The sequence below is a fragment of the Rathayibacter sp. Leaf296 genome, assembly GCF_001423045.1.
In the GTDB taxonomy this organism is placed as follows: domain Bacteria; phylum Actinomycetota; class Actinomycetes; order Actinomycetales; family Microbacteriaceae; genus Rathayibacter; species Rathayibacter caricis.
In genome coordinates, this window is sequence record NZ_LMNR01000002.1 from 955,201 (window position 1) to 978,735 (window position 23,535).

Genomic DNA, 23,535 nt, shown 5'->3' on the forward strand with positions numbered 1-23,535 from the left:
GACACCATGCGCAGACACACCTCGACCCCGCGTCCGGAGTGGCGCGCCCGCCTCGACGAGGTCGGTTTCAGCTTCTACGACCTGCCGTCCGAGGGCGGCCGGCCCTACTGGAACGAGCTCGCGGCCTACAGCTTCGCCCCCGCTGAGATCGACCTGCTCGAGGGCGTCACGAAGGAGTTGTTCGACCTCTGCATGGAGGCGTGCGAGAAGGTCGTGCGCGAGGGGCGCTTCGCCGAGTTCGGCATCCCGGAGCGGTTCCACGAGCTGGTGCGCACCTCCTGGGACGAGGACGACCCCACCGTCTACGGCCGCTTCGACCTCGCCTACGACGACCGCGGCGCGGTGAAGCTCCTCGAGTTCAACGCCGACACCCCGACCTCGCTCGTCGAGACGGCCGCCGCCCAGTGGCAGTGGCTGATCGACGTGCACGGGCCCGATGCCGACCAGTTCAACAGCCTGCACGAGCAGCTCGTCGAGCAGTGGCGCCACCTCCGGCTCGAGCGCTGGACACTCGACGAGGGCGCGCGCCTGCACCTCGCGTCGCTCCGCGACTCCGGCGACGGCGAGCTGATCGTGGAGGACGCCGACACCGTCGCGTACATGGCCGAGACGGCGGCGCAGGCGGGCTTCGACCCCAAGCTGATCTTCGTCGAGGACATCCGCTACGAGCTCGACGGCGCGGGCTTCGTCGACGCCGACGGCGAGCCGATCCGCCGCATCTTCAAGCTCTACCCGTGGGAGTGGATGCTCGGCGAGCAGTTCGGCGGGCTCCTGCTCGACCGGCGCGAGCGCACGCGCTGGGTCGAGCCCGCGTGGAAGCTCCTGCTCAGCAACAAGCAGCTGCTCGTCGTGCTCTGGGAGATGTTCCGCGGGCACCCGAACCTGCTCCCCGCCTCCGCCGAGCCGCTCGTCGGCACCGCCCAGGTGCGCAAGCCCCGCCTCGGCCGGGAGGGCGCGAACGTCACGGTCCTCGACGCCGACGGCGCGGTCGTCGCCGAGAACGGCGGCGTCTACGGCGAGGAGGGCTTCATCCACCAGGCGCGCGCCGAGCTCGCCCGCCTCGACGGCAAGACGGTCGTGATCGGCAGCTGGATCGTCGGCGAGACCCCCGCCGGGATCGACGTGCGCGAGACGAGCGGCCTGATCACGGGCGACCTCGCCGAGTTCGTCCCGCACTACATCGAGGGCGGGCGGAGCGAGCCCGCCTTCGGCAGTCCCGAGCCGGCCCGCCCGCACGACGCCCGCGACGACCGCCCGCAGGACGAGGAGACCCGATGACCGACCCCGAGAACCGTCCCCGCGACGCCGGCACCGAGAACGACGAGAGCGCCGTCCGCACCGACCGCCGCCGCTCCGCCGACGTGGGCATCAGCGGCATCGCCTCGAAGCGCCGCGGCCTCATCATCGGCGGAGTCGTCGCGGTCGGGGCGATCGGCCTGGCCGTCGCGCTGAGCGCGGGCGATCCGTCGTCCGACGGCGTCGTGACCACCGGAGCCGACGGCGAGGACTACGTGATCCCCGAGAACGCCGAGCGCCCGGTCTACGCCAGCCGCGAGGACTGCCTGGCCGACGTCCGCGAGCAGATCGCGAAGCTGCAGGCCGAGGGCGAGACGGTGGCCGACGATCCGGAGCAGCTCTGCGAGGCGACCGACGAGTACCGCGGCCACTACTCCGGCGGCTTCTGGCTCGGGCCCCTCATCTTCGCGTCGTCGCGGTGGAACTCGACCCGGGCGACCAGCTGGGCGCCCGTCACGAGCGGCGGATTCGCGGCGCGCGGAGCGACGCAGCCCGACGTCGTGCAGAAGGCGCCGACCGGAGCGACGGTCGGCTCCAAGCAGACCCTCTCGGGCGGCTTCGGCAGCACGGGCAAGTCGGGCTTCGGCTCGAGCGTCGGCGGCTGAGAGCGGGGGCTCCCGGGACGGGAGCCCCCGCCGTCGTCAGGCCGCCGTGCCCGCGGCGACCTCCTCGAGCACCGTCGTCCCGTCGTGGTGCGGGGTGCTCGAGCGGACGAACACCAGGGCGAGCACCGCGGCGATCGCCGCGACCACCGCTGCCGCGAGGAACGCGGTGTGCAGTCCGCCCAGGAACGCGTCGGCGGCCGCGGCCGCGACGTCGGGTGCGGCGCCGGCGGGGACGAGCCCCTGCGCCACGCCCTCGCGGGCCGACTCCGAGAGCCCGAGCCCGCTGGTGCCCGCACTCGCCGCCGCCGCGACGACCGCGGCGAAGACGGAGGTGCCGAGCGCACCGCCGAGCTGCAGCGACGTGGCCTGGAGCCCGCCCGCGACGCCGGCCAGGCGGACGGGTGCGCTGCCGACGATCGCGTCGGCTCCGGAGGTCATGACCAGGCCGACCCCGAGGGCGAGCAGCACGAACGGCACGGCCATCGCGAGGTAGGCCGAGTCGGTCGTGAGGAGGGTCAGTCCGAGCATCGACACGGCGATCAGGCCGAGCCCCGTCGTCATCGTGGGCCGGATGCCCCACTTCGCGACCAGCATCGCTCCGAGCGGCGACGCGATGATCGACACCCCGCTGAGCGGGAGGAGCATCACGCCGGCCTGCACGCCCGGGACGCCGCGCAGGTTGAGCAGGAACAGCGACAGGAAGAACGTCGCTCCGAACAGCGCGAAGAAGTTGACGGCGATGGCGACGGCCCCGACCGAGAGCGTCGGGTTCCGGAACAGCGCCATCGGCACCAGGGGCGTCCCGACGCGGTTCTCGACCACGACGAAGGCGGCGAGCAGCACCAGCCCGAGCGCGATCGCGCCGAGCGTCAGCGGACTCGTCCAGCCCCACGACTCCGACTGGACGACGCCCAGCACGAGGCCGAAGAGTCCCAGGGCGAGCAGGGCCACGCCGGCGACGTCGAAGCGGCCGCGGGTCGGAGCGGTGGACTCCGCCAGCACGCTGCCGCCGAGGATCAGGCCGATGACCGCGATCGGGGCGTTGATGAAGAAGACCGACTCCCAGCCGAAGAGGGCGACGAGCGCTCCTCCGACGATCGGGCCCGCCGCGATGGCGACCGAGGAGACGCCGCCCCAGATGCCCACGGCCATGCCGAACTTCTCCTTCGGGAAGGTCGAGCGCAGCAGGGCGAGCGTCTGCGGCATGAGCAGCGCGGCGCTCAGCCCCTGGAGGGCGCGGAAGGCGATGACCCCCTCCGCCGACCCGACCAGGCCGATCCCGACCGAGGTGACGGCGAAGGCGGCGACGCCGATCAGGTACATGCGGCGGCGGCCGAAGCGGTCGCCGAGCGTGCCGCCCAGGATGAGGAACACCGCCAGACCGAGCAGGTACGCGTTGGTGATCCACTGCAGCTCGGCGAACGAGGTGCCGAGCGAGGCGGCGATGGCGGGGTTGGCGATCGAGACGACGGTGCCGTCGAGGCCGACCATGAAGAGGCCGAACGAGACGGCGGCGAGGGTGAGGCCGGGGCGGCCCCGACGAGGAGTGCGGCGCGCGCTTTCGGGCGCGCGGGAGGACGTGGGCACGGGTGTTCCTGACTGCAGAGGTGACGGGGATGCGGGAGCGGGTGCTCCTGCTATCCGGGTCCGGCCGTCGGCCCCTTCGTCCGCCGCCCTGTGGCGGCCGGCGCCAGCACCGGCAGCACCCAGGCCGCGAGCAGCGCCTCGAGCTCGGCCGGGGTCGCCGCGGTACCCGTGGCGACGGCGCGGTCGATCGTCAGCGCGATCAGCGCCTGCGCCGCCAGCGCGGTGTCGGCGTGCGCGTCGATCACTCCGGCGTCGCGCAGCTCGTCGAGGGCGGCCGCGGTGGCGCGGTGCAGCGGCATCACGAGCTCCTCGTGGACCGTCGCGCGGATGTCGGGGTCGTCGACCGCCGCGGTGGTCAGCGCGGTGACGAGGCGGCCCAGCCGGCCGACGGTCATCGACCGCAGGCTCTCGAGGACGGCACGGAGGGCCTCGGCCGTGTCGGACCCGACCGCGGCCGGGATCGTCTCGACCTCGACGAGCGCGGCGGCGGCGCGCACCAGCTCGGTCTTCGTCGCCCAGCGGCGGTAGATGGTGGCCTTGGACGCGTGCGCCCTCGTCGCGATCATGTCGACGGTCAGGCGGGCGAAGCCGACCTCGGCCAGCACGTCCAGCGTCGCCTCGAGCACCGCGTCCGCACGGCGGAGCGAGTAGGCGGACACGGGAGGCTGCACGAACAGAACTGTACCATACAGTTCTGTTTTTCAGGCGGCTCGCGGAGGGGCGACACCGGGCCGCGCCGCCCCGATCGCGACGCTCCCCTATCGTTGCCGCAGACGGATCGACGAGGACGGAGGCGGGGATGTCCGACAGACCTGCACGAGCGGCGACCATCTACGACGTCGCCCGCAGGGCAGGGGTCTCGCACCAGACCGTCTCGCGGTTCCTCACCGGCACGGGCGGCATCCGCCCCGCCAACCGCATCCGGGTCGAGGAGGCCCTGCACGCGCTGAACTACCGGACGAACACCACCGCACGCTCCCTCGCCACCCGGCGCACCCACCGCCTCGGCGCCCTGGTGCACGAACTCGCCGGAACCGCTCCCGGCAAGACGATGCAGGGAGCGAGCGAGGCCGCCCGCCGCGTCGGCTACTCCCTCGACATCATCAGCGTCGACACCTCCGACCCCGCCGAGCTCCGAGACGCACTGGACGCGCTCGGCAGCCGGGACCTCGAGGGGATCCTCGCCACGGCGCCCACGGACGAGGTGGGCGAGGCCCTCCGCACGCTCGACCTGCCGATCCCGGTGCACATCGACCGCGGCGGTCCGCGCGCGAGCGGCGCCTCCGCCGTCGGCACCCGGCTCGCCGTGTCCCACCTGCTCGAGCTCGGGCACCGCCGCATCGCCCATCTCGCCGGCCCCGAGCGGTGGATCTCGGCGCAGGACCGCGCCCGCGCCTACGAGGAGTCGATGGCCGAGGCCGGCCTGCCCGCCCTGCCGTTGGTGCACGGCGACTGGTCGTCCCGGTCCGGCTACTCCGCGGCGCCCGCTCTCGTGGCCGATCCCGACGTCACGGCGGTCGTCGCGGCGAACGACCGGATGGCGCTCGGGCTCCTCCTCCGCCTGCACGAAACCGGGCGGCGCATCCCGGAGGACGTCAGCGTCGTCGGGTTCGACGACATCGCGGAGTCCGAGTTCTTCCATCCGCCCCTCACCACGATCCGGCAGGACTTCGAGGGCATGGGCCGCGCGGCGGTCCTCTCGCTGATCGCGATGGTCGAGGGGACGGCTCCGACCGAGACGGTGGAGTACCCGGTGCCGGAGCTCGTCGTGCGGACCTCGACGGCCCCTCCCGCCTGACGCGGTCCCCCGCCGTCGGTTCCGGCGCAGGACAGGATCGACCCGTCCTCGAATAGTGAGCGGTAACGAAACATCTCTTGCGGCAGATGCCCGGCCGCCCTACTGTGATGCTGTCGCACACTTCGTTACCGGTAACGAATCCCGGGACGGCGACCCGATCACCCTCTGCAGAGCCGCAGAGGATCGACGTCAGGATGAAGACTCCGATGAGAACGAAGAAGTTCCCCAGGTCCCTCGCGGCAGTGGCCGCCCTCGCCTCCGCCGCCCTCCTCGCCGGCTGCTCCGGCGCGTCCGACTCGGCCGCCGAGAGCGAGTCCGCCGCCGACGGCCCCGTCACCCTCGAGTACTGGTCGTGGGCACCCAACATCGAGAAGATCGTCGACGTCTGGAACCAGGCCAACCCCGACACCCAGGTGAAGGTCAACACCTCCACCGGAGGCGCCGAGATCGTCGCGAAGCTCAGCGCCGCGAAGCAGGCCGGCACCCTGCCCGACCTCTCGAACACCACCTACGAGAACCTGCCGAACCTGATCACCAGCGAGATCGCCTCCGACGTCACCTCGATCATGGGCGACCGCGAGGACGAGACCGCCGGACCCGCCTGGGACCTCACGACCTTCGACGGCGTGAACTACGCCGTCCCGCAGGGCACCGCACCGATGTTCCTCTACTACCGCACCGACATCTTCGAGGCGAACGGCCTCACCGCCCCGACCACCTGGGACGAGTACGCCGACGCCGCCCGCGCGCTGCACACCGCCGATCCGACGAAGTACCTCGCGACGTTCCCCGCGAACGATGCTCAGCTGTTCGCCGGTCTCAGCCAGCAGGCCGGCGCCGAGTGGTGGAGCCAGGAGGACGGCACCTGGACCGTCGCGATCGACGACCCCGCCTCGCAGAAGGTCGCCGACTACTGGCAGGGCCTCGTCGAGGACGGCAGTCTCGCGACGTTCAAGACCTTCACCCCGGAGTGGCAGGCCGCCCTCGCCGACGGCACCCTGGCCAGCTGGCTCGGCGCGGTCTGGACCCCTCCGCTGCTGCAGAACAACGCGCCCGACACGATCGGCAAGTGGGCCGCGGTGCCGATCCCGCAGTGGACCCCGTCGGACCCGAGCTCGGGCGTCCTGGGCGGCAGCGGCACGATCGTCACCACCGGCTCCGACCACCCGGAGCAGGCCCGCGAGTTCGCGCTCTGGCTCAACACCTCGACCGAGGCCCTCGAGGCGTACATCGAGTACGCCAGCATCTGGCCGGCCTCCCTCGCCGGTCGAGAGCTCCCCGAGCTGCAGCAGGCCCCGGCCCTGCTGCCCGAGCAGACCGACTTCTACGCGACCGCCGACGAGATCGACCGGATGACCGCGTCGGTGACCTGGGGACCCAACGTCTCCGTCGCCTACGACGCCTTCACCAACGCCTTCAGCGCCGCGGTCAACGACAACGGCAGCTTCACGGAGGCGCTCGCGAGCGTCCAGGAGGCGACCGTCGCCGACCTCGAGAAGTCCGGCTACGACGTCGCGGAGTAGCGCCCCGGGGCCCCGCGCGCCGCGGGGCCCCGTCCGTCCGTCTCGAACAGTGAGGTTCCCATGACGACCACGACCGCGCCCTCCCCCGGGCGCCCCTCGACCCTCGCCCCGCGAGCCGCACCCTGGCTCTTCGTGGCCCCCGCGGTGCTCCTCGCCGTCGGGCTCCTCGCCCTCCCGCTGCTCTACACGGTCTGGCTCAGCTTCCGCGGCAGCACGGTCAGCGGCAGCGGCCTCGGAGTCAAGCGCGAGACGTTCGTCGGCTTCGACAACTACGCGCGCACCCTCTCCGACCCCGCCCTGTGGGCCGGCTTCGGTCGGATGCTGACCTACGCGCTGCTCTCGGTGCCGGTCACGATGATCCTCGCGCTCGTGTTCGCGCTCCTGCTCGACAACCTCTCGACCCGTTTCGGCCGCTTCTCGCGGATCGCGATCTTCGTGCCCTACGCGGTGCCGGGTGTGATCGCCGCGCTGATGTGGGGGTTCCTCTACCTGCCGGGAGTGAGCCCCTTCGTCGACGCCGCGAGCGCCCTCGGCCTCCCCGCGCCGGTCTTCCTCGGCCCCGACTCCGTCTTCCTCTCGGTCGCGAACATCGCGATCTGGGGCTCGGTCGGCTTCAACATGGTCATCCTCTACACCTCGCTCCGGGGCCTGCCGTCCGAGATCTACGACGCCGCCCGCATCGACGGCTGCTCGGAGTGGCAGCTCGCCCTGCGCATCAAGCTGCCGCTGATCGTCCCCGGCGTCATCATGACCGGCCTGTTCTCGATCATCGGCGCGCTGCAGGTGTTCTCGGAGCCCAACACGCTCGTGACGCTCACCACGGTGATCGGCTCGGACTGGGTGCCGATGATGCTGATCTACCGCGACGCCTTCGTCACGAACGACCTGTTCTCGGCGTCCGCGACGTCGGTCGTGGTCACCCTCCTCACCCTCATCGCCTCGCTCGGCCTGCTGCGGTTCCTGCAGACGCGCGCCTTCGGAGAAGACTGATCATGACCGACACCCTCACGAAGCTGCCTCCCGTCGTCGAGGACCCCGGGCACGCCGCGCAGTCCGTCCGCTCGCGCCGCCGCGGGCCGACCGTCACCCGGCCGCGCGCCGCGTTCTGGCCCACCGCCGTCCTGCTGGTCGGAGCCGGCTACTGCCTCCTCCCGGTCGTCTGGCTCTTCACCGCGGCGACGAAGCGCTCGGGCGAGCTGTTCACGACCTTCTCGCTCGCGCCGAGCTTCACCGGCGGGTTCCAGGAGAACTTCGCCCTGCTGCTCGGAGTCGGCGACGGCGCGTTCTGGTCGTGGTGCCTCAACAGCCTGATCTTCGCCGGAGGCGGCGGGCTGCTCGGCACCGTCGTCTCGGCCCTCGCCGGGTACGGCCTCGCGAAGTACTCGTTCCGCGGCAAGAAGCTGGTCTTCGACTTCCTGCTGATCGGCGTCCTCATCCCCGGGGTGATCCTCGCGATCCCGCAGTACCTGCTGCTCTCCTCGATCGGGATCGCCGGGACGTACTGGTCGGTGCTGCTGCCCTGCATGATCAGCCCGTTCAGCATCTACCTCTGCCGGATCTACGCCACCGCGGTCGTGCCCACCGAGATGCTCGAGGCGGGCCGGATCGACGGCGCGAGCGAGTGGCGGATCTTCTCGCGGATCGCCGTGTACCCGATGGTGCCGGGCCTGATCACCGTGTTCCTGCTGCACTTCGTCGGCATCTGGAACAACTTCCTCCTGCCGTTCATCATGCTCTCGCGCACCGAGACGTTCCCTCTGACGGTGGGCTTCTACTCGCTGATGAACCAGGGGAACGACCAGCCCAACACCTACAACGTCGTGATCATGGGCTGCCTGATCTCGACGATCCCCCTCATCGCGCTCTTCCTCTTCCTGCAGCGCTACTGGCGCCTGGACCTGGTGAGCGGCTCCCTCAAGGGCTGACGCCCCTCCGCACCGACCCTTCGACAGACAAGGACCGACATGACCAGCACCGACACCCCGACGACCACGACGACCGCCGGAGCGACCCTGCCCGACGGCGGCTGGCCCGTGATGCTCACCCCGTTCCGTCCCGACCGCTCCCTCGACTTCGAGCAGGTCGACGCCCTGACCGACTGGCTGATCGACAACGGCGCCGCCGGCATCTTCACCGTCGCGCTCTCGAGCGAGATGTACGACCTGACCGAGGAGGAGCGGCTCGCCCTCGCGCGCCGCGTGGTCGACCGGTCGGCAGGCCGGGTCCCGGTCGTCGCCTCCTCCGTCTCCTCCGGGACGCCCGACGAGCAGGCGGCGTCGGCGGCGGCGATGGCCGCGACCGGGGTGGACGCGGTCGTCCTCATCTCCTCCCTCGTCGGCGGGCTCACCACCACCGAGGAGGAGTGGCGCGCCACGGTGCAGCACATCCTCGACGCCGTCCCCGAGGCGAGGTTCGGCATCTACGAGTGCCCGGTGCCCTTCAAGCGGCTGCCCTCGACCGAGAACGTGGCCTGGATGGCCGGCACCGGGCGCTTCGTCTTCTACAAGGACACCTCGCACTCGCTCGCGACCATGGAGGAGCGGCTGAGGGCGATCGCGGGCACGCCGATGAAGCTCTACAACGCGCAGATCTCCTCGCTGACCGAGTCCCTCCGCCTCGGCGCGGCGGGGCTCAGCGGCTACGCCGCCAACATCTACCCCGAGCACGTGGCGTGGCTCTGCGAGCACTACGACGACCAGCCTCCGGAGGAGGCCGTCGCCGTGCAGCGCCTCCTGACGGTGGCCGAGCACACGATCAACTCGCGCTACCCCACCTCGGCCAAGTACTACCTCCGCCACAGCTCGCGCCTGACGATCGAGCCGATCAGCCGGTGGAAGCCGGAGGGGATCGGGCCGCACGAGGGTCAGCCGCTGCTCGACCTCGCCGCCTACATCCGCGACCTCGCGCTGCCCGCGTCGGCGCGGGTGGACGGCGCGCGCTAGGTGATCGTCGGGGCCTACCCGTCGGCGCCGGAGCGGGCCCGGCTCGACGCGGCGGCCTTCGACGCGTTCCACGAGCGGATCGCGCTCGTCACCGGGTGCTGCGGGTTCGAGATCCCGTTCGCCAGCGCCTTCGTCCCGGAGGAGGAGGCGATGCTGCGGCGGCTGAGCCGCGCGGGGAGGCACGTGCTCACCCTGCTCCCGGCGGTCCTCGAGCGCGGCGTCGGCCTGGCGAGCGCGGACGAGGCGCGGCGGGGCGCGGCCGTCGCGCTGACCCGCCGAGCGCTCGCGGCCGCTGCGGCGGTGAACGAGCAGGAGGGGCGGCTCGTGATCGACTGCGTGCTGGTCCACTCCGCGCCCGCCGGCACTCGCGACCCGTCCGCCGCTCGAGCGGCTTTCGCCCGCAGCCTCGGCGAGGTGTCCCGGAAGGACCGCGACGGGGTGCGGCTCGTCGTCGAGCACTGCGACTCCCTCGAGGGCCCCGACCCGGTGAAGGGCTTCCTCGATCTCGGCACCGAGCTCGAGGAGGCCGCCCGCCACGGCCTCGGCACCGCGATCAACTGGGGCCGCTCCTGGCTCGAGACCCGCCGCCTCGACGGACCGCTCGAGCACGCACGACGCGCGCGGGACGCCGGGACCCTCGTCGCCCTCGGGGTGTCCGGGGCGTCCGACGTCGCCACGCGACTGGGCCCGGCGTTCAGCGACGCGCACCTCCCCGTCCGCACCGCCCGCGCGGCGCGAGAGGGCTTCGGCGCGAGCCTGCTGGATCCGGGGGTCCTCGCGGAGTTCCTGGCGGTCGCTCCGGAGGCGCTCGTCCTCACGAAGGTCGCGGGCGGGGAGCAGCTGCTCGCCGACTCCGCGGCCGTCGTCCGCGGGGCGGTGCCGGAGCGGGTGAGCTGACTCCGCCGGTCAGGCGCGCGCTGCGCGCAGCGCCTCGAGCGACTGCTGCACCGCGCGGCGGACGTCGCGGTCGGGGTCGCGCAGCATCGCGGTCAGCGTCTGCTCCACGCTGGCCGCGAACTCGCCCTTCTCGTCCCGGCCGGAGCCGATGCCCGCGATCGCGACGGCGACCAGCGCCCGCGCCCCGGCGCTCCGCACGCGGGCGTGCTCGTCGGTGGTGAGGCGCGACAGCTTCTTCTGCCCGCCGAGGATCCGCTCGGCGCAGACCCGTGCGCACATCTCGCGGACCCGCCACGACGCGTTCGAGAGACCCGCGACGACGGCGTCGGCCGCCTGCTCGTCCCACACGTAGAGCAGGGCGCGAGCACCCCAGAGCTCCGGCCAGTACAGCGACGGCGCGCCCTTCAGCACGCCGTCGGCGTGTTCGCCGCCGACGGTGAGGAGGAACGACTCGCCCTCGTAGCCGCCCGTCAGCAGCGACGCGGAGCGCAGCGCCACGGTCTGCTCGCCCTGGCGGGCGACCTGGGCGCGCAGGCGCTCCTCGAGGGGGTCGGTCAGGGTGACGGGGTACTCGCTGTCGGATGCCATGTGGCTTCCCAGCGTAGTCGCGCGGGTCGGATCCGGCCCGTCCCGCTACCGCGCCCGCCGCGTCAGGACCAGGTGCACGACTCCGGACGGCGACGGCGTCGCCTCGACCGAATAGCGCTCCTCCAGGCCCTCGAGTCCGTCCCAGAGCCGCTCGCCCCGGCCGAGAACGATCGGCACGACCACCACGTGCAGGTGGTCGATCAGATCCGCCTCGAGGAACTGCCGCACCGTCGCGACGCCGCCGCCGATCCGCACGTCGCCGCCGCCCGCCAGCTCCCGGGCCATGGCGAGCGCGGTCGCCGGATCGGCGTCGACGAAGTGGAAGCTCGTGCCGCCCGCCATCTCGAGGGTCGGCCGCGGGTGGTGCGTCAGGACGACGACCGGCGTGCGGAAGACCGGATCCTCGCCCCACCAGCCGCGCCACTGCTCGTCCTCCCACGGTCCGCGCTGGGACCCGAACTTGTGCCGGCCCATGATCTCGGCGCCGATGCCCTCGCCCCAGGCGCTCGCGAACGCGTCGTCCACTCCGCGCGAGCCCGGTCCGTCACCGGGCAGCCCCATGTCGCGGAAGGTGCGGGTGCCCATCGCCCAGCCCATCAGCCGGTGACCGGCGTGACCGAAGGGGGCCTCGAGCGTCTGGCCCTCCCCCGCGCCGAAGCCGTCGAGCGAGATCGAGAAGTTGTGCACGCGGACGAGGGACACGGGAGCCTCCGGAGGTCGGGTTCGCCGCTCAGAGTAGGGGCGCGATGCGCCGGAGGGGAAGCGGCTCCGTCACACCGCGGTCCGGCGCACCCGCGCCACCATCAGCACCGGGATCAGCAATAGCGCCAGCAGGCCGCCGCCCAGGCTCAGCACCGCGAAGTCCGAGCTCGCGACGACCGCTCCGGAGGCGGCTCCCGCGCCCGCCCCGGACAGGGCGACCAGCACGTCCAGCGACCCCTGCACCCGGGCGCGGTCGGCCGGCGAGGTGCCCTCGACGACGAGGGCGGTGCCCGAGATCAGTCCGAGATTCCAGCCCAGCCCCAGCAGCGCGAGCGCGGTGATCAGCAGGGCCAGGGAGTCGCCGGGCGCGAGCGCTGCGATCGCTCCGGCACCGAGGAGCACGATCCCCGGGGCGCCCGCCACGGCCGTGGGGCCGACGCGGTCGACCAGCGGACCCGTGACGAGCGACGGCAGGTACATCGCTCCGATGTGGATCCCGATGACCAGCCCCACGTCGCCGAGGTCGTGATCGTGGGCGAGCATGTGCACCGGGGTCATCGTCATGATCGCGACCATCGCGATCTGCGTGAGCACCATCACCGTCGCCCCCACCGGCGCCGCCCCGCGCCGCACCGGAGTCGCGGCGACGGGCGGCGCCGTCGCGCCGAGGCGGCGGGCGAGCAGGAGCGGGTCGGGCCGCAGGAGCAGGAGGAGGGCGGCGCCCGCCGAGAGGTAGGCCGCCGCGGCGAGCAGGAACGGCCCCGCGAGCGCCGGCAGCCCGAGTCCGGTGGCGACGACGCCGAGAGGCTCGACGACGGCCGGGGCGGCGACCGCTCCGAGCGTCGTCGAGACCAGCGCGGTGCTGATCGCCCGGCCCCGGTGCGAGGGCAGGGCGAGGTCGGTCGCGGCGTAGCGGGCCTGGAGGTTGGTGGCGCTGCCCGCGCCGTAGACGACGAGCGAGGCGAACAGCAGGGCGGCGCTGCCGGTGGCCGCCGCGACGACCACGCCCACCGCGCCGAGCCCGCCCGCGGCGAAGCCGAGCCCGAGCCCGAGCCGACGGCCGCGGCGCTGCGCCGTGCGCCCGACGAGGAACGCGGCGAGCGCCGATCCGAGCGTGAGGAGCGCCGTCGACAGGCCCGCGAGCCCCTCGCCGCCGAAGAGGTCCTGCGCGAGCAGCGCGCCGACGGTCGCTCCCGCCGCCAGGCCCGCCCCGCCGAGCACCTGCCCGACGACGACCACGACCAGCGTGCGGCGCTGGACGCGGGCGCGCTCCGTCTCGTCGTGCATCCGCCCGCACCTCCCGCGTCGCGTTCAGGCTACGCGCGCAGTCGCGTCACCAGCTCGCCCACCGCGTCGAGCCGCCGCCGCGACAGGAGCCCCAGGTGATAGAGGTACAGGTCGTCGAGATCGCGCAGCAGGTCCGCCCAGCCGGGCACCGCGTCCGGATCCACGGGCGGGAGCACGGGCAGGTATCCGCCGACGCGGACGCCGGGTGCCACCGCCGGACGTACTCCGCCGTCGAGCGCGAGATCGGTCGCCGGGAGCACGACGCCGTCGGCGCCCGGCGTGTCCAGGAGCGCCGCGAACGGCCCGGTCGCCCACGGGTCCGCCTGCGCGTGGAAGAGCAGTCGCCGCGCGCCCGCCGCCCGTGCCGCGGCCGTCACCTCGGCGGTGAGCTGTCGGCGGGAGCGGTCGCGCACCTCCAGCAGCAGCGTCGCCCCCTCCCCCAGCGCGTCCTCGACCCGGGACGCCTCGGTGCCGACGGCGGCGAGCACGGTCGCGGCGAGCGCCTCCGGATCGCCCCCGTGCGAGCGGATCGACGCCCGGCACGCCCCGCAGAAGCACAGCGAGAGCAGGTCCTCGTCGACCCGGGTCCAGTCGGCGCCCGCGGTCTTCTCGTGGTGGCCGAGGTGCCCGAGTCCCAGCGGCCCGCACGCCTCGATCATGAGGGTGTCGACGCCGCCGAGCAGCACCGTCTCGGTCACGACCGACACCGCGTAGGCGCGCACGTCCTCGTGGGACGGGCAGAGCGCGTACGGGTAGACGTCGCCGGCGGCGCTCCGCACGCAGAGCTCGGGATGCGCGGTGCCGAGGACCGACGAGTGCATCAGCACCACCCACGCCTCGACGTCGAGTCCCGCACGGCGGGCCGTCGCGGCGGCGCGCTCGAACGCGTCCTCGCCCGCCCACGGTGCAGCCGATCGGGGCACGAGCCGCCCCCACGCCTCGGGCCGCACCGGCAGGTAGAAGGCCGCGGTCGCCGCATCGACGACGCGGTGGCGGGGGTGCAGCGGAGTCGCGGCGCGGACGGAGTGGTACGCGGCCGCGATCGCGACGCCCGAGACCCCCGCGGCGAGCGCCCGGTCGGCGGCGGCCGGGTCGTCGGCGAGGTCCCACGAGTAGGCGCAGAAGCGGGTGAGCGGACTCACCGCACGCCCGAGCGCTGCAGGGTCGTCGCCAGCTCGTCGGCGATGCCGCGCACCGTCTCGGCGACGTGCGCGATCTCGTCGTCGCCCGCGCGGTCGAGCGGGATCGAGACGCTGATCGCGTCGGTCGCGGGGATCCGGTACCGCACGGGGACGCCGATGCAGCAGACGCCCGGCGTGTTCTCCTCGCGCTCCACGGCGTAGCGGCGGGCGTGGACCTCGTCGAGCTGCGCCTCGAGCGCCGCGCGGTCGGTGATCGTGTGCGGAGTGAGCGCTACGAGCTCGCCCTGCCCGAGGGCCTCGGCCCGCTCGACGCTCGTGCGCTCGCTGAGCAGCGCCTTGCCGAGCGCGGTGGCGTGGGCGGGCAGGAACCGGCCGACGCGGGAGGTCCGGCGACGCGACTCCTGGGCCTCGCGGGTGGCGAGGTAGAGCACGTCGGAGCCGGTGAGCCGGGCGTAGTGCGCGGTGTAGCCGACCTGCGTGCGCACCCGTTCGAGGGCGGCGACCGCCCAGGGCAGCGCGGGGTCGTGGTCGAGGTACGACGTGCCGACGATGAGGGCGCGGGAGCCGATGGCCGCGTGCGCGCCGTCCGCCGTCATCGCGATCCAGTCGCTCGCGGCCATGGTGTGCAGCAGCTGGTGGAGGCTCGAGCGGGGATAGCCGGTGAGCCGGTGCAGCTCGGTGATCGCGAGGGGACCCGGATGCGCGGCGAGCACCTCGAGCAGGCGGAGCGTGCGCTCCGACGACTTCACCGCTCGGACGGCGGCCGCCCCCGCCTCGTCGCGCTCGCTCACCAGACTCCTCCCAGCGGATGCTCGTCATCCGCGAACGCGCCGCCGATCAGTCCGTGGGACACGGGCGGCTCCCCCTGCGTCGACGCCTCGATCTCCGGGGCGAAGCGCTCGGCGTCGTCCTCGGGACGGTACCCGATCGCGAGGCCCGCTTCGAGCGGGAACCAGCCGCGGGTGTTCGCCGAGACGGCCCAGACCACGTGGAAGCCGCTCCGCTCGGTCGTCGCCGTCGCCTCGATCAGCCGCACGAAGTCCTCGAACGAGAGCCAGGTCGAGAGCGAGCGCCGCCCGCTGGGCCGCTCCTCGATCGTGCCGATCCGCGCGGCGACCACGGTCGTGCCGAAGCGGTCGGCGTAGACGCTGCCGAGCGACTCCATCGCCGCCTTGGACACTCCGTAGAACGTGTCGGGACGGGGCTGCATCACGTCGACCGGCGTGCCGACGGGGTGGAAGCCGACGGCGTGCGTCGAGCTCGCGAGCACGATCCGCGTCACCCCCGCGAGGTGCGCCCGCTCGAGCAGGAGCTGCGTGCCGCCGATGTTGACCTCGGCGATGTCGGGCCACGGCCGCTCGCGGGAGAACCCGCCGAGGTGGACGACGAGGTCGACGCCGTCGAGGGCCGCGTCGAGGACCGCGGCGTCGGTGATGCTGCCCTGCACCGCGGTCTCGGTGGGCGCCGCAGCAGCGATCGGGGCGATGTCGAGCAGCACGACGCGGTGGCCGCGGGCGGCGAGCAGCGGCCGGATTCCCGTGGCGGCGGCACCTGCGGCGCCGGTGAGGAGGATGCGGTTCGGCATGCGCCTGACTCCCTGGTCTCGATCGGGGAGCGGCTCTCCGCTCCGCATTGACAACCTCGTCGATGCGTACATACGCTACCACTCGCATTCACAAGGATGTGAACGGTTTGCATATGCGAATGGAGATTCGATGAAGAACACCATGCGAACGCGGCGGCTCGTCGGGGCGGTCCTCGCGGCCGGCCTGGTCGCCTCCGTGGCCGGCTGCTCGAGCGAGCCCGCCGACGACGCCGCAGAGGGCGAGCAGAGCCTCGAGGTCTGGACCCGCAGCGCAGCGGAGTCGGCCGCGTCCTACCAGATGGTGTTCGACGCCTTCACCGAGAAGACGGGCGTCGAGATCGACTACCAGCCCGTCGTCGAGTTCGACACCCAGCTGCAGGCCCGCGCCTCGCAGAAGGACCTCCCCGACGTGCTGATCAACGACGCGTCCTCGCTCGGCACCTACGTGGCGCAGGGCCTCATCCTCCCGATCGAGCGCGACTCGATCGAGGGCCAGGGCGACATCGCCGACGAGACCTGGGAGCAGAACGTGGGCCTCGACGGCGCGACCTACGGAGTGCCGTGGTCGCGTCAGGCCAACGTCACGATCATCCGGAAGGACTGGCGCGAGAAGCTGGGGCTCGAGATCCCCACCACGTGGGACGAGCTCTCGGCCCTCGCCAACGCCTTCGCGACGCAGGACCCCGACGGCAACGGGCAGGCCGACACCTACGGCATGGTCGTCCCCGGCAGTGCCAAGAACGGCTACATCGCCCGCTGGGGCAACTCGTACCTCTGGCAGGCCGGCGCCGACATCCTCGAGGAGGACGGCGAGGGCGCCTACACGTCGGCCATCGACTCCCCCGAGGCCGAGGAGGCGATGACCTTCATCCGCGACCAGTTCTGCACCCCGGGCAACATCGTCCCCGGCTCCGTCAACCTGACCACCGCCGAGACCCCGTTCTTCGCGCAGGGCACCGCCGGCATCTACCTCACCGGCCCCTACAACATCAGCTCGTTCGACGCCGCGGTGGGCGCCGAGAACGTCGAGGTGATCCCGATGCCGTCCGGACCCGAGGGCAGCACCACCTTCGCCGAGGGCGAGAACATCTACTTCGGCGCCAGCTCCGAGAAGGCCGACCTGCAGAAGCAGCTGGCCGAGTTCCTGATCACGCCCGAGGCGCAGGAGATCGCGATGAAGATCGAGACGAACGCGGCCGGAGTCACCTCCCAGCCGGTCGTCCGCCTCCCCGTCAACGACAAGGTAGACGTCGCCGCGGTGACGGGTGACGACCGGTGGAGCATCGTGGCCGAGGACTACGCGAACGACTCCAAGACGTTCCCGTGGAACATCGACTTCACCGCGTTCCGCCAGATCCTCGCCGACAACATGAACGCGATGGTCGCGGACTGCGACAGCGACATCCCCGCGGGGCTCGCCACCATCGACGAGCAGTTCCAGGCGCAGCTCGAGGCCCAGGACCTCGTGAAGTGACAGCCCCCCTCGTCACCGGCGCGGTCGCGGGACCGCCCGCTCGGGAGCCTCAGCGCTCCCGGGCCGGGCGGCCCGCGGCCCGCCGCCGCCCCTGGACCGCCCGGTCGCTGATCCCCTGGGCGTTCCTGGCGCCGGGCCTGCTGCTGGGCCTGGTCTTCAAGTTCTACCCGATGATCGAGGGCTTCCGGATGAGCACCGTGAAGGTGCAGCCGTTCCTCGGCGACATCTTCGTCGGCGCGGACAACTACGTCCGCGTGCTCTCGGACAGCCGCTTCCGCGACGCGCTGGGCCACACCGTGGTGCTCGGCCTCGTGCAGACCCTCGGAGCCCTCGTCTTCGGCGCGGTGCTCGCCCTCCTGCTCGAGGGCCAGGCCCGCCGCCTGTGGTTCGTCCGCACCGCCGTCTTCCTCCCGGTCGTCACGGCCCTCGCGGTCGTCGGCGAGATCTGGCGCATCCTCTACTTCCCGACCGAGTCGGGCTTCCTCAACCAGACTCTCGGGCTCATAGGAGTCCCGCCGCAGCAGTTCCTCAGCGATCCGTCCACGGCGCTGGGCTACATCGCGGTCGTCGGGATCTGGACCGGCGCCCCCTACAACATGGTCATCATCCTGGCGGGGCTCACCGGCATCGACCGGACGCTCTACGAGTCCGCCGCCCTCGACGGGGTGAGCGTGCGCCAGCGCCTGCGCTTCATCGTGCTGCCGGCGCTGCGGCCCGCCGTCTCGGTGGTGCTCACCCTCGCGGCCATCCGGAGCCTGCGCACCTTCACCGAGGTGTACGTGCTCACCGGCGGCGGTCCGGCCGGCAGCACCGAGGTCTGGATGACCCGGGTCTACTCGCTCGGCTTCCAGGCGAACGATCTCGGCGTCGCCTCGGCCGCCTCCGTCCTCCTCCTCGTCGCCACCCTCGTGCTCACCGTCGTGGTCCGCACCCTCTCGAACCGGAAGGCGTCCGCATGACCGCCCTCTCGCCGCGCCGTGCCCGCAGCACCGCGCAGAACACCCAGTTCGACAGCGCGATCGGCTGGCGCCCCGGCTTCTCGGTCTCGAACGTCGTCCGCTTCGTGCTCTGCGCGCTGGTCGTCGTGATCTTCGCCGTGCCGTTCGTCACGATCCTGTCGGGCGCCTTCGACTCCAACGCCGACTCCACGAGCCTCAGCCTGTTCCCGGCCGCACCCTCGCTCGAGCCGTTCCGCGTCGCGACCGAGAAGGGCGTGTGGGGCTACTTCCTCAACTCGCTCGTCATCGTCGGCGGCGGGCTGGTGCTGCAGATCGCCGTGTCGATCCTCGCCGCGTACGCGCTGGCCCGGCACCGCTTCCGCGGTCAGTCGTTCGTGCTGCTGCTCTTCCTGCTCACGATGATGCTGCCGGAGGAGGTCATCGCCGTGCCGCTCTCGCAGGTCATCGGCGACGTGCCGCTGCTGGGCATCAGCCTCCGCGGCACTCCGTTCGGCGTGATCCTCCCGGTCGCCGTCTGGGGCTTCTCGATCCTGCTCATGACCGAGTTCATGAAGGAGATCCCCGACGAGATCGAGGAGGCCGCCCGCCTGGACGGCATCGGCGAGCTCCGGATGCTGTGGCAGATCATCCTGCCGCTGTGCACGCCGGTGCTCGGCGTCGTGACGATCTTCGGCTTCATGATGATCTGGGACCAGTACCTGCTCCCGCTCATCGCCGCCGACTCCCCGGACGACTACACGCTGACCGTCGCCCTGAGCATCCTGCGCGTCGATGCGCAGGTCGGCACGGGCGTCCTCCTGGTCGGCGCGCTCCTCGCACTCCTCCCCAGCCTGGTCATCTACCTGCTCATGCAGAAGTCGCTGATCCGTGGCATCACCTCCGGCGCAACGAAGGGCTAGTCCGCCGTGATCATCCGCGATCTCCTCATCACCCCCATCGCCTTCCGCGATCCTCCGCTGCTCAACTCCGACGGCGTGCACGAGCCGCTCGCGCTGCGCACGATCCTCCAGCTCGTCGTCGACGGCGGAGTGATCGGCCTCGGCGAGGGCACGGGCGGAGCGGTCGTCCTCGACCGGCTCCAGCGCGTGCGCTCCGCCGTGATCGGCCGCAGCGTCTTCGACCTCGTCGGCATCGAGCGCGCGATCAGCGCCGCGCTGGTGCACGACGAGCCCGATCTGGCCCGGCGCGAGCAGCGCACCGTCTTCTCGATCGTCGAGGTGGCCTGCCACGACGCGCAGGGGCACCTCGTCGGCCTGCCCGTCGTCGACCTCCTGGGTGGAGCGGCGCGCGACCGCGTGCCCTACAGCGCGTACCTCTTCTACAAGTGGGCGGCGCATCCGGATCTCGACGGCGGGAGGGACGTCCCGGCCGACGAGTGGGGCGAGGCGCTCGACCCGGACGGCATCGTCCGCCAGGCCCGGCAGCTGATCGACCGCTACGGCTTCCGCTCGATCAAGCTCAAGGCGGGCGTGTTCGCCCCGGAGCAGGAGATCGCCGCGATCCGCGCGCTCGCCGAGGCGTTCCCCGGCTACCCGCTCCGCATCGATCCCAACGGCGCGTGGACCGTCGAGACCGCCCTCCACGTCGCCGACGAGCTGCGCGACGTGCTCGAGTACTTCGAGGACCCGGTCCTCGGCATCGACGGCATGGCCGCAGTCGCCCCGGGCGCCGGCCTCCCGCTCGCGACCAACATGTGCGTCGTCGCGTTCGAGCACATCCCCGAGGCGGTGGCGAAGGGCGCGGTGCAGATCGTGCTCTCGGACCACCACTACTGGGGCGGTCTGCGGCACACCCGCGAGCTCGGCGCGATCTGCGAGACGTTCGGCATCGGCATGTCGATGCACTCGAACTCGCACCTCGGCATCTCGCTCGCCGCCATGACGCACGTCGCCGCGGCGAGCCCCGAGCTCAGCTACGCCTGCGACACCCACTACCCGTGGAACCGGGGCGACGACATCGTGCGGCCCGGCGCCCTCGAGATCGTCGACGGCGACATCGTCGTGCCCAGGAGCCCCGGCCTCGGCGTCGAGCTCGACGAGGAGGCGCTCGAGCGCCAGCACCGCGTCTTCCTCGAGTCCGGGCGCAGCCGCCGCGACGACACCGGCTACATGCGCCGCATCGATCCCACCTACGACCCCACCCTGCCGAGGTTCTGATGACCACCCTCACGAGGAGCACCCCGATGACCGACGCGACCACCGAGGCACCCGGGGGCGTCCGCGCTCTGGACGGCGTCCTCTTCTTCCCCGTCACCCCGTTCGACGAGCACGACCGCGTCGACGTCGAGGCGCTCGCCGCGCACGTGGGCGGAGGAGTCTCGGCCGGAGCCGGCGGCGTCTTCATCGCCTGCGGAACGGGCGAGTTCCACGCGCTCGGCATCGACGAGTACGCCACGACCGTGCGCACCGGCGTCGAGGCCACCGCGGGTCGCGTGCCGGTGATCGCCGGAGTCGGCGGCCCGCTCGGCCACGCCCGCGCCTGCATCCGCGCGGCCGAGGAGAGCGGCGTCGACGGCCTGCTGATCCTGCCGCCGTACCTGGTGCGGGGGCCGCAGGAGGGCATCGCGCGCTACGTCGAGCAGCTCGCCGCATCCACCTCGCTGCCGCTGATCGCGTACCACCGCGGCACCGCGGCCTTCAGCCTCCGCACGGCAGAGCGCCTGCTCGCCCTGCCGACCCTCGTCGGCATCAAGGACGGGGTCGGCGACATCGCGCTCGCCCAGCAGTTCGTGAACCTGGCCGCCCGCGTCGGCCGCGAGGACGTGCAGTTCTTCAACGGACTGCTCACGGCCGAGGCCAGCCAGGCCGCGTACCGCGCGATCGGCGTGCCGCTCTACTCCTCCGCCGTGTTCGCCATGGCGCCGGACATCGCGCTCGCCTTCTACGCCGCCTACCGCGACGGCGACGTCGCCGCGCAGCGCCGCCTGCTCGACGGCTTCTACACACCGCTGATCCAGCTGCGCGACACCACCCCGGGCTTCGCGGTCTCGCTGATCAAGGCGGGAGTCCGGCTCGGCGGGATCGACGCCGGCTCCGTGCGGGCGCCGCTCGTGGATCCGTCGCCGGCGCAGCTGTCGGTGCTCTCCGGGCTGCTCGAGACCGCGCGGGAGATGGTCGCGTGAGCGCCGTGGACTCCGCCGTCCGGGCGGCCGTCGCCGCGGCCCCCGCGGCCCGCCGCGCCTCCGACGCCGAGCGCGCAGGCTGGCTCGTCGCCGTCGCCGACGCCCTCGACGCCGCCTCGGCCGAGCTCGTCGCCCTGGCCGACGCCGAGACCCACCTGGGCTCGCCGCGCCTGCCCGGAGAGGTCGCCCGCACCACCGCGCAGCTGCGGCTGTTCGCGTCCGTCGTGCAGGAGGGCTCGTACCTCGAGGCCGTCGTCGACCACGCCGACGCCACGACCACCCCGCCACGGCCCGACCTGCGGCGGGTGCTCGTGCCGCTGGGCCCGGTCGCGGTCTACGCCGCGTCGAACTTCCCGTTCGCCTTCTCGGTGGCGGGCGGCGACACCGCCTCGGCCCTCGCCGTCGGCTGCCCCGTCGTGGTGAAGGCGCACCCGGGCCACCCGCGCACGTCGCTCCGCACGGCCGCGATCGTCACGGAGGCGCTCGCCGCCGCGGGCGCTCCCACCGGGCTCTTCGGCATGGTCGAGGGGTACCAGGAGGGGATCGACCTCGTCGAGCACCCCGGCATCACCGCCGCGGCGTTCACGGGCTCCGTCCGCGGAGGCCGCGCGCTGGCCGACCGGGCCGCCGCGCGACCGGCTCCGATCCCCTTCTTCGGCGAGCTGGGCAGCGCGAATCCGGTCGTCGTGACCGCGGCGGCCGATGCGGCGCGCGGAGGCGAGCTCGCCGCGGGGCTCGCGGGCTCCTTCACGCTCGGGGCCGGCCAGTTCTGCACCAAGCCGGGCATCGTCTTCGTACCGGAGGGCTCCGCTCTCGAGCGGGCCCTGCCCTCGGCCGTCACCGCGCCGGCCGCGACCATGCTGACCGGATCGATCGCCGACGGGTTCGTGCAGGGCTCGACCGCGCTGGCCGGGGTCGAGGGCGTGCAGACGCTGCTCGCTTCCTCCGGCGCCGGCAGCCCCGGCGTCTACGCCGTCGACAGCGCCGTGTTCGTCGAGCAGCACGACGTGCTCGGCGCCGAGGTCTTCGGCCCGGCCACGCTGCTCGTGCGCTACGGCGAGCGCGACGACCTGCTCGCCGCTCTCGACGGACTCGAGGGCTCGCTCACCGCGACCCTCCACTCCGAGGCCGACGACGATGTCGACGACGTGCTCGCCGCGCTCGTGGACCGCAGCGGCCGGGTGCTCTTCGCCGGCTGGCCGACGGGCGTCGCCGTCTCGTGGGCGCAGCAGCACGGAGGGCCGTGGCCGGCGACCACCTCCCAGCACACCTCGGTCGGCGCGACGGCGGTCCGCCGCTTCCAGCGCCCGGTCGCGTTCCAGGACGCTCCGGAGCGCCTCCTGCCGCTCGCCCTGCGCGAGGGCAATCCGCTGGGCGTCCCGCGGCGGGTCGACGGCGTGTTCATCGCGTGAGCCGCCGGCGGGTCGAGCCCGCGTAGCGTGGAGCGCATGGAAGCCGCCTCGATCGAGATCGTGCGGTTCGTCGTGTCGCCGCTCCACCGCTACGAGGGCCGGCCCGCCGATGGGGCGATCCCGTTCGAGGGCAACGAGCAGCCCGATCGGATCGAGATCCGCGCTGGGCTCGGCATCGTCGGCGACCGCTACTTCGCGCAGCGGGCCCATCGCACCGCCGCGATCACCCTGTTCGCGATCGAGTCGCTCGAGCACGCGGCCGCCGAGCTGCGGGCGGCGCCGTTCGACCCCGCGGATGCACGCCGCAACATCACCCTGCGCGGAGCCGACGTCGACGCGCTCGCCGGCCGCACCTTCGCGCTCGAGCAGGACGACCAGCGGATCGAGTTCCAGGGCGGCCGTCCGGCGAACCCCTGCGCGTGGCTCGACGTCGCGCTCGCCCCCGGCGCTCACAAGGCGCTGCGACGGCGAGGCGGCGTGCGGACAGCACCGCTGGGCAACGGCGTCCTCCACCTCGGACCGGCACGGCTGATCCTCCACCGTTCGGAGGACATGCTGATCTGAGCGCTCGGGCGAGCCTCTAGGCTCGCTCCGACCACTCACCCCTGATCGAAGGA

At 72.8% G+C, this 23,535-nt stretch carries 23 protein-coding genes; 15 read left to right on the forward strand and 8 right to left on the reverse strand.

The genetic code is table 11. The features are described 5' to 3' along the window. The first annotated feature begins 6 nt into the window (after positions 1–6). The gene (locus ASF46_RS14665) at positions 7–1,278 is read left to right on the forward strand and encodes a glutathionylspermidine synthase family protein (RefSeq protein WP_082485523.1); all 1,272 of its coding nucleotides are present in this window, start codon (positions 7–9) and stop codon (positions 1,276–1,278) included. Then, on the forward strand, positions 1,275–1,901 hold the full coding sequence (locus tag ASF46_RS14670) for a hypothetical protein (protein WP_056868242.1): 627 nt from the start codon (positions 1,275–1,277) through the stop codon (positions 1,899–1,901). Before ASF46_RS14665 ends, ASF46_RS14670 begins: the two co-directional genes overlap by 4 nt. Before the next feature lie 36 nt (positions 1,902–1,937). Here ASF46_RS14670 and ASF46_RS14675 read toward each other — a convergent pair whose 3' ends face one another. Both ASF46_RS14675 and ASF46_RS19785 read right to left on the reverse strand, forming a co-directional pair. Continuing rightward, a complete protein-coding gene (locus ASF46_RS14675; protein ID WP_200919720.1) occupies positions 1,938–3,488 on the reverse strand; it encodes an MFS transporter in 1,551 nt (516 codons plus the stop codon). 50 nt (positions 3,489–3,538) lie between these two features. Then, a complete protein-coding gene (locus ASF46_RS19785; protein WP_082485524.1) occupies positions 3,539–4,159 on the reverse strand; it encodes a TetR/AcrR family transcriptional regulator in 621 nt (206 codons plus the stop codon). Positions 4,160–4,287: 128 nt separating this feature from the next. Here ASF46_RS19785 and ASF46_RS14685 point away from each other — a divergent pair, with 128 nt between their 5' ends. The 6 genes from ASF46_RS14685 to ASF46_RS14710 all read left to right on the forward strand — a co-directional run bounded on the left by ASF46_RS14685 (position 4,288) and on the right by ASF46_RS14710 (position 10,648). Then, the gene (locus ASF46_RS14685; RefSeq protein ID WP_056868244.1) at positions 4,288–5,286 is read left to right on the forward strand and encodes a LacI family DNA-binding transcriptional regulator; all 999 of its coding nucleotides are present in this window, start codon (positions 4,288–4,290) and stop codon (positions 5,284–5,286) included. A 206-nt stretch (positions 5,287–5,492) separates the two neighbouring features. Then, entirely contained in the window at positions 5,493–6,809 is a 1,317-nt protein-coding gene (locus ASF46_RS14690) for an ABC transporter substrate-binding protein (protein ID WP_157602558.1), read from the forward strand. 60 nt (positions 6,810–6,869) lie between these two features. Further along, positions 6,870–7,799 carry a carbohydrate ABC transporter permease gene (locus ASF46_RS14695; RefSeq protein WP_056868246.1) on the forward strand — a complete coding sequence of 310 codons (930 nt, stop codon included), beginning with the start codon at positions 6,870–6,872 and terminating at the stop codon, positions 7,797–7,799. A gap of 2 nt (positions 7,800–7,801) precedes the next feature. Then, complete coding sequence (locus ASF46_RS14700; protein ID WP_056868247.1) at positions 7,802–8,734, forward strand: carbohydrate ABC transporter permease; 933 nt, start codon at positions 7,802–7,804, stop codon at positions 8,732–8,734. 39 nt (positions 8,735–8,773) lie between these two features. Then, complete coding sequence (locus tag ASF46_RS14705; RefSeq protein ID WP_056868248.1) at positions 8,774–9,751, forward strand: dihydrodipicolinate synthase family protein; 978 nt, start codon at positions 8,774–8,776, stop codon at positions 9,749–9,751. Then, positions 9,752–10,648 (forward strand): DUF4862 family protein, encoded by an 897-nt coding sequence (locus ASF46_RS14710; RefSeq protein ID WP_056868249.1) that lies wholly within the window; start codon positions 9,752–9,754, stop codon positions 10,646–10,648. A 9-nt stretch (positions 10,649–10,657) separates the two neighbouring features. Here the strand turns inward: ASF46_RS14710 and ASF46_RS14715 are convergent, their stop codons facing one another. The 6 genes from ASF46_RS14715 to ASF46_RS14740 form a co-directional block, all read right to left on the reverse strand. Next, positions 10,658–11,236, reverse strand: coding sequence for a HEAT repeat domain-containing protein (locus ASF46_RS14715; protein ID WP_235576958.1), 579 nt, complete (start codon positions 11,234–11,236; stop codon positions 10,658–10,660). A gap of 45 nt (positions 11,237–11,281) precedes the next feature. Then, positions 11,282–11,938 carry a dihydrofolate reductase family protein gene (locus tag ASF46_RS14720; protein ID WP_056868250.1) on the reverse strand — a complete coding sequence of 219 codons (657 nt, stop codon included), beginning with the start codon at positions 11,936–11,938 and terminating at the stop codon, positions 11,282–11,284. A gap of 69 nt (positions 11,939–12,007) precedes the next feature. Further along, the gene (locus tag ASF46_RS14725; protein WP_056868251.1) at positions 12,008–13,225 is read right to left on the reverse strand and encodes an MFS transporter; all 1,218 of its coding nucleotides are present in this window, start codon (positions 13,223–13,225) and stop codon (positions 12,008–12,010) included. 29 nt (positions 13,226–13,254) lie between these two features. Then, a complete protein-coding gene (locus ASF46_RS14730; RefSeq protein ID WP_056868252.1) occupies positions 13,255–14,367 on the reverse strand; it encodes a hypothetical protein in 1,113 nt (370 codons plus the stop codon). Then, positions 14,364–15,158, reverse strand: coding sequence for an IclR family transcriptional regulator (locus tag ASF46_RS14735; RefSeq protein ID WP_200919721.1), 795 nt, complete (start codon positions 15,156–15,158; stop codon positions 14,364–14,366). The genes ASF46_RS14730 and ASF46_RS14735 overlap by 4 nt, the downstream gene beginning before the upstream one ends. Then, entirely contained in the window at positions 15,155–15,952 is a 798-nt protein-coding gene (locus ASF46_RS14740; RefSeq protein WP_056868254.1) for an NAD-dependent epimerase/dehydratase family protein, read from the reverse strand. Before ASF46_RS14740 ends, ASF46_RS14735 begins: the two co-directional genes overlap by 4 nt. A 130-nt stretch (positions 15,953–16,082) precedes the next feature. Here ASF46_RS14740 and ASF46_RS14745 point away from each other — a divergent pair, with 130 nt between their 5' ends. From ASF46_RS14745 to ASF46_RS14775, 7 genes are read left to right on the forward strand one after another with little or no spacing between them, the layout of a single operon-like run. After that, the gene (locus ASF46_RS14745; RefSeq protein WP_082485526.1) at positions 16,083–17,426 is read left to right on the forward strand and encodes a sugar ABC transporter substrate-binding protein; all 1,344 of its coding nucleotides are present in this window, start codon (positions 16,083–16,085) and stop codon (positions 17,424–17,426) included. Beyond that, positions 17,423–18,385, forward strand: coding sequence for a carbohydrate ABC transporter permease (locus ASF46_RS14750; protein WP_082485527.1), 963 nt, complete (start codon positions 17,423–17,425; stop codon positions 18,383–18,385). Before ASF46_RS14745 ends, ASF46_RS14750 begins: the two co-directional genes overlap by 4 nt. Continuing rightward, positions 18,382–19,284 carry a carbohydrate ABC transporter permease gene (locus ASF46_RS14755; RefSeq protein WP_055789898.1) on the forward strand — a complete coding sequence of 301 codons (903 nt, stop codon included), beginning with the start codon at positions 18,382–18,384 and terminating at the stop codon, positions 19,282–19,284. The genes ASF46_RS14750 and ASF46_RS14755 overlap by 4 nt, the downstream gene beginning before the upstream one ends. A 6-nt stretch (positions 19,285–19,290) precedes the next feature. Further along, entirely contained in the window at positions 19,291–20,541 is a 1,251-nt protein-coding gene (locus ASF46_RS14760; RefSeq protein ID WP_056868255.1) for a glucarate dehydratase family protein, read from the forward strand. A gap of 26 nt (positions 20,542–20,567) precedes the next feature. Next, the gene (locus ASF46_RS14765; protein WP_056868619.1) at positions 20,568–21,506 is read left to right on the forward strand and encodes a 5-dehydro-4-deoxyglucarate dehydratase; all 939 of its coding nucleotides are present in this window, start codon (positions 20,568–20,570) and stop codon (positions 21,504–21,506) included. Next, positions 21,503–22,918: an aldehyde dehydrogenase family protein gene (locus ASF46_RS14770; protein ID WP_056868256.1), complete on the forward strand. Its 1,416-nt coding sequence runs from the start codon at positions 21,503–21,505 to the stop codon at positions 22,916–22,918. The genes ASF46_RS14765 and ASF46_RS14770 overlap by 4 nt, the downstream gene beginning before the upstream one ends. Positions 22,919–22,954: 36 nt before the next feature. After that, on the forward strand, positions 22,955–23,482 hold the full coding sequence (locus ASF46_RS14775) for an MOSC domain-containing protein (RefSeq protein ID WP_055789888.1): 528 nt from the start codon (positions 22,955–22,957) through the stop codon (positions 23,480–23,482). The last annotated feature ends 53 nt before the right edge of the window (positions 23,483–23,535 follow it).

Excerpts from the sequence above, each read along its gene's own strand:
- ASF46_RS14665 (WP_082485523.1), top strand. The coding sequence starts at position 7 with ATGCGCAGACACACCTCGACCCCGCGTCCGGAGTGGCGCGCCCGCCTC.
- ASF46_RS14670 (WP_056868242.1), top strand. The coding sequence starts at position 1,275 with ATGACCGACCCCGAGAACCGTCCCCGCGACGCCGGCACCGAGAACGAC.
- ASF46_RS14685 (WP_056868244.1), top strand. The coding sequence starts at position 4,288 with ATGTCCGACAGACCTGCACGAGCGGCGACCATCTACGACGTCGCCCGC.
- ASF46_RS14690 (WP_157602558.1), top strand. The coding sequence starts at position 5,493 with ATGAGAACGAAGAAGTTCCCCAGGTCCCTCGCGGCAGTGGCCGCCCTC.
- ASF46_RS14695 (WP_056868246.1), top strand. The coding sequence starts at position 6,870 with ATGACGACCACGACCGCGCCCTCCCCCGGGCGCCCCTCGACCCTCGCC.
- ASF46_RS14700 (WP_056868247.1), top strand. The coding sequence starts at position 7,802 with ATGACCGACACCCTCACGAAGCTGCCTCCCGTCGTCGAGGACCCCGGG.
- ASF46_RS14705 (WP_056868248.1), top strand. The coding sequence starts at position 8,774 with ATGACCAGCACCGACACCCCGACGACCACGACGACCGCCGGAGCGACC.
- ASF46_RS14715 (WP_235576958.1), bottom strand. The coding sequence starts at position 11,236 with ATGGCATCCGACAGCGAGTACCCCGTCACCCTGACCGACCCCCTCGAG.
- ASF46_RS14725 (WP_056868251.1), bottom strand. The coding sequence starts at position 13,225 with ATGCACGACGAGACGGAGCGCGCCCGCGTCCAGCGCCGCACGCTGGTC.
- ASF46_RS14740 (WP_056868254.1), bottom strand. The coding sequence starts at position 15,952 with ATGCCGAACCGCATCCTCCTCACCGGCGCCGCAGGTGCCGCCGCCACG.
- ASF46_RS14745 (WP_082485526.1), top strand. The coding sequence starts at position 16,083 with ATGAAGAACACCATGCGAACGCGGCGGCTCGTCGGGGCGGTCCTCGCG.
- ASF46_RS14755 (WP_055789898.1), top strand. The coding sequence starts at position 18,382 with ATGACCGCCCTCTCGCCGCGCCGTGCCCGCAGCACCGCGCAGAACACC.
- ASF46_RS14765 (WP_056868619.1), top strand. The coding sequence starts at position 20,568 with ATGACCGACGCGACCACCGAGGCACCCGGGGGCGTCCGCGCTCTGGAC.
- ASF46_RS14775 (WP_055789888.1), top strand. The coding sequence starts at position 22,955 with ATGGAAGCCGCCTCGATCGAGATCGTGCGGTTCGTCGTGTCGCCGCTC.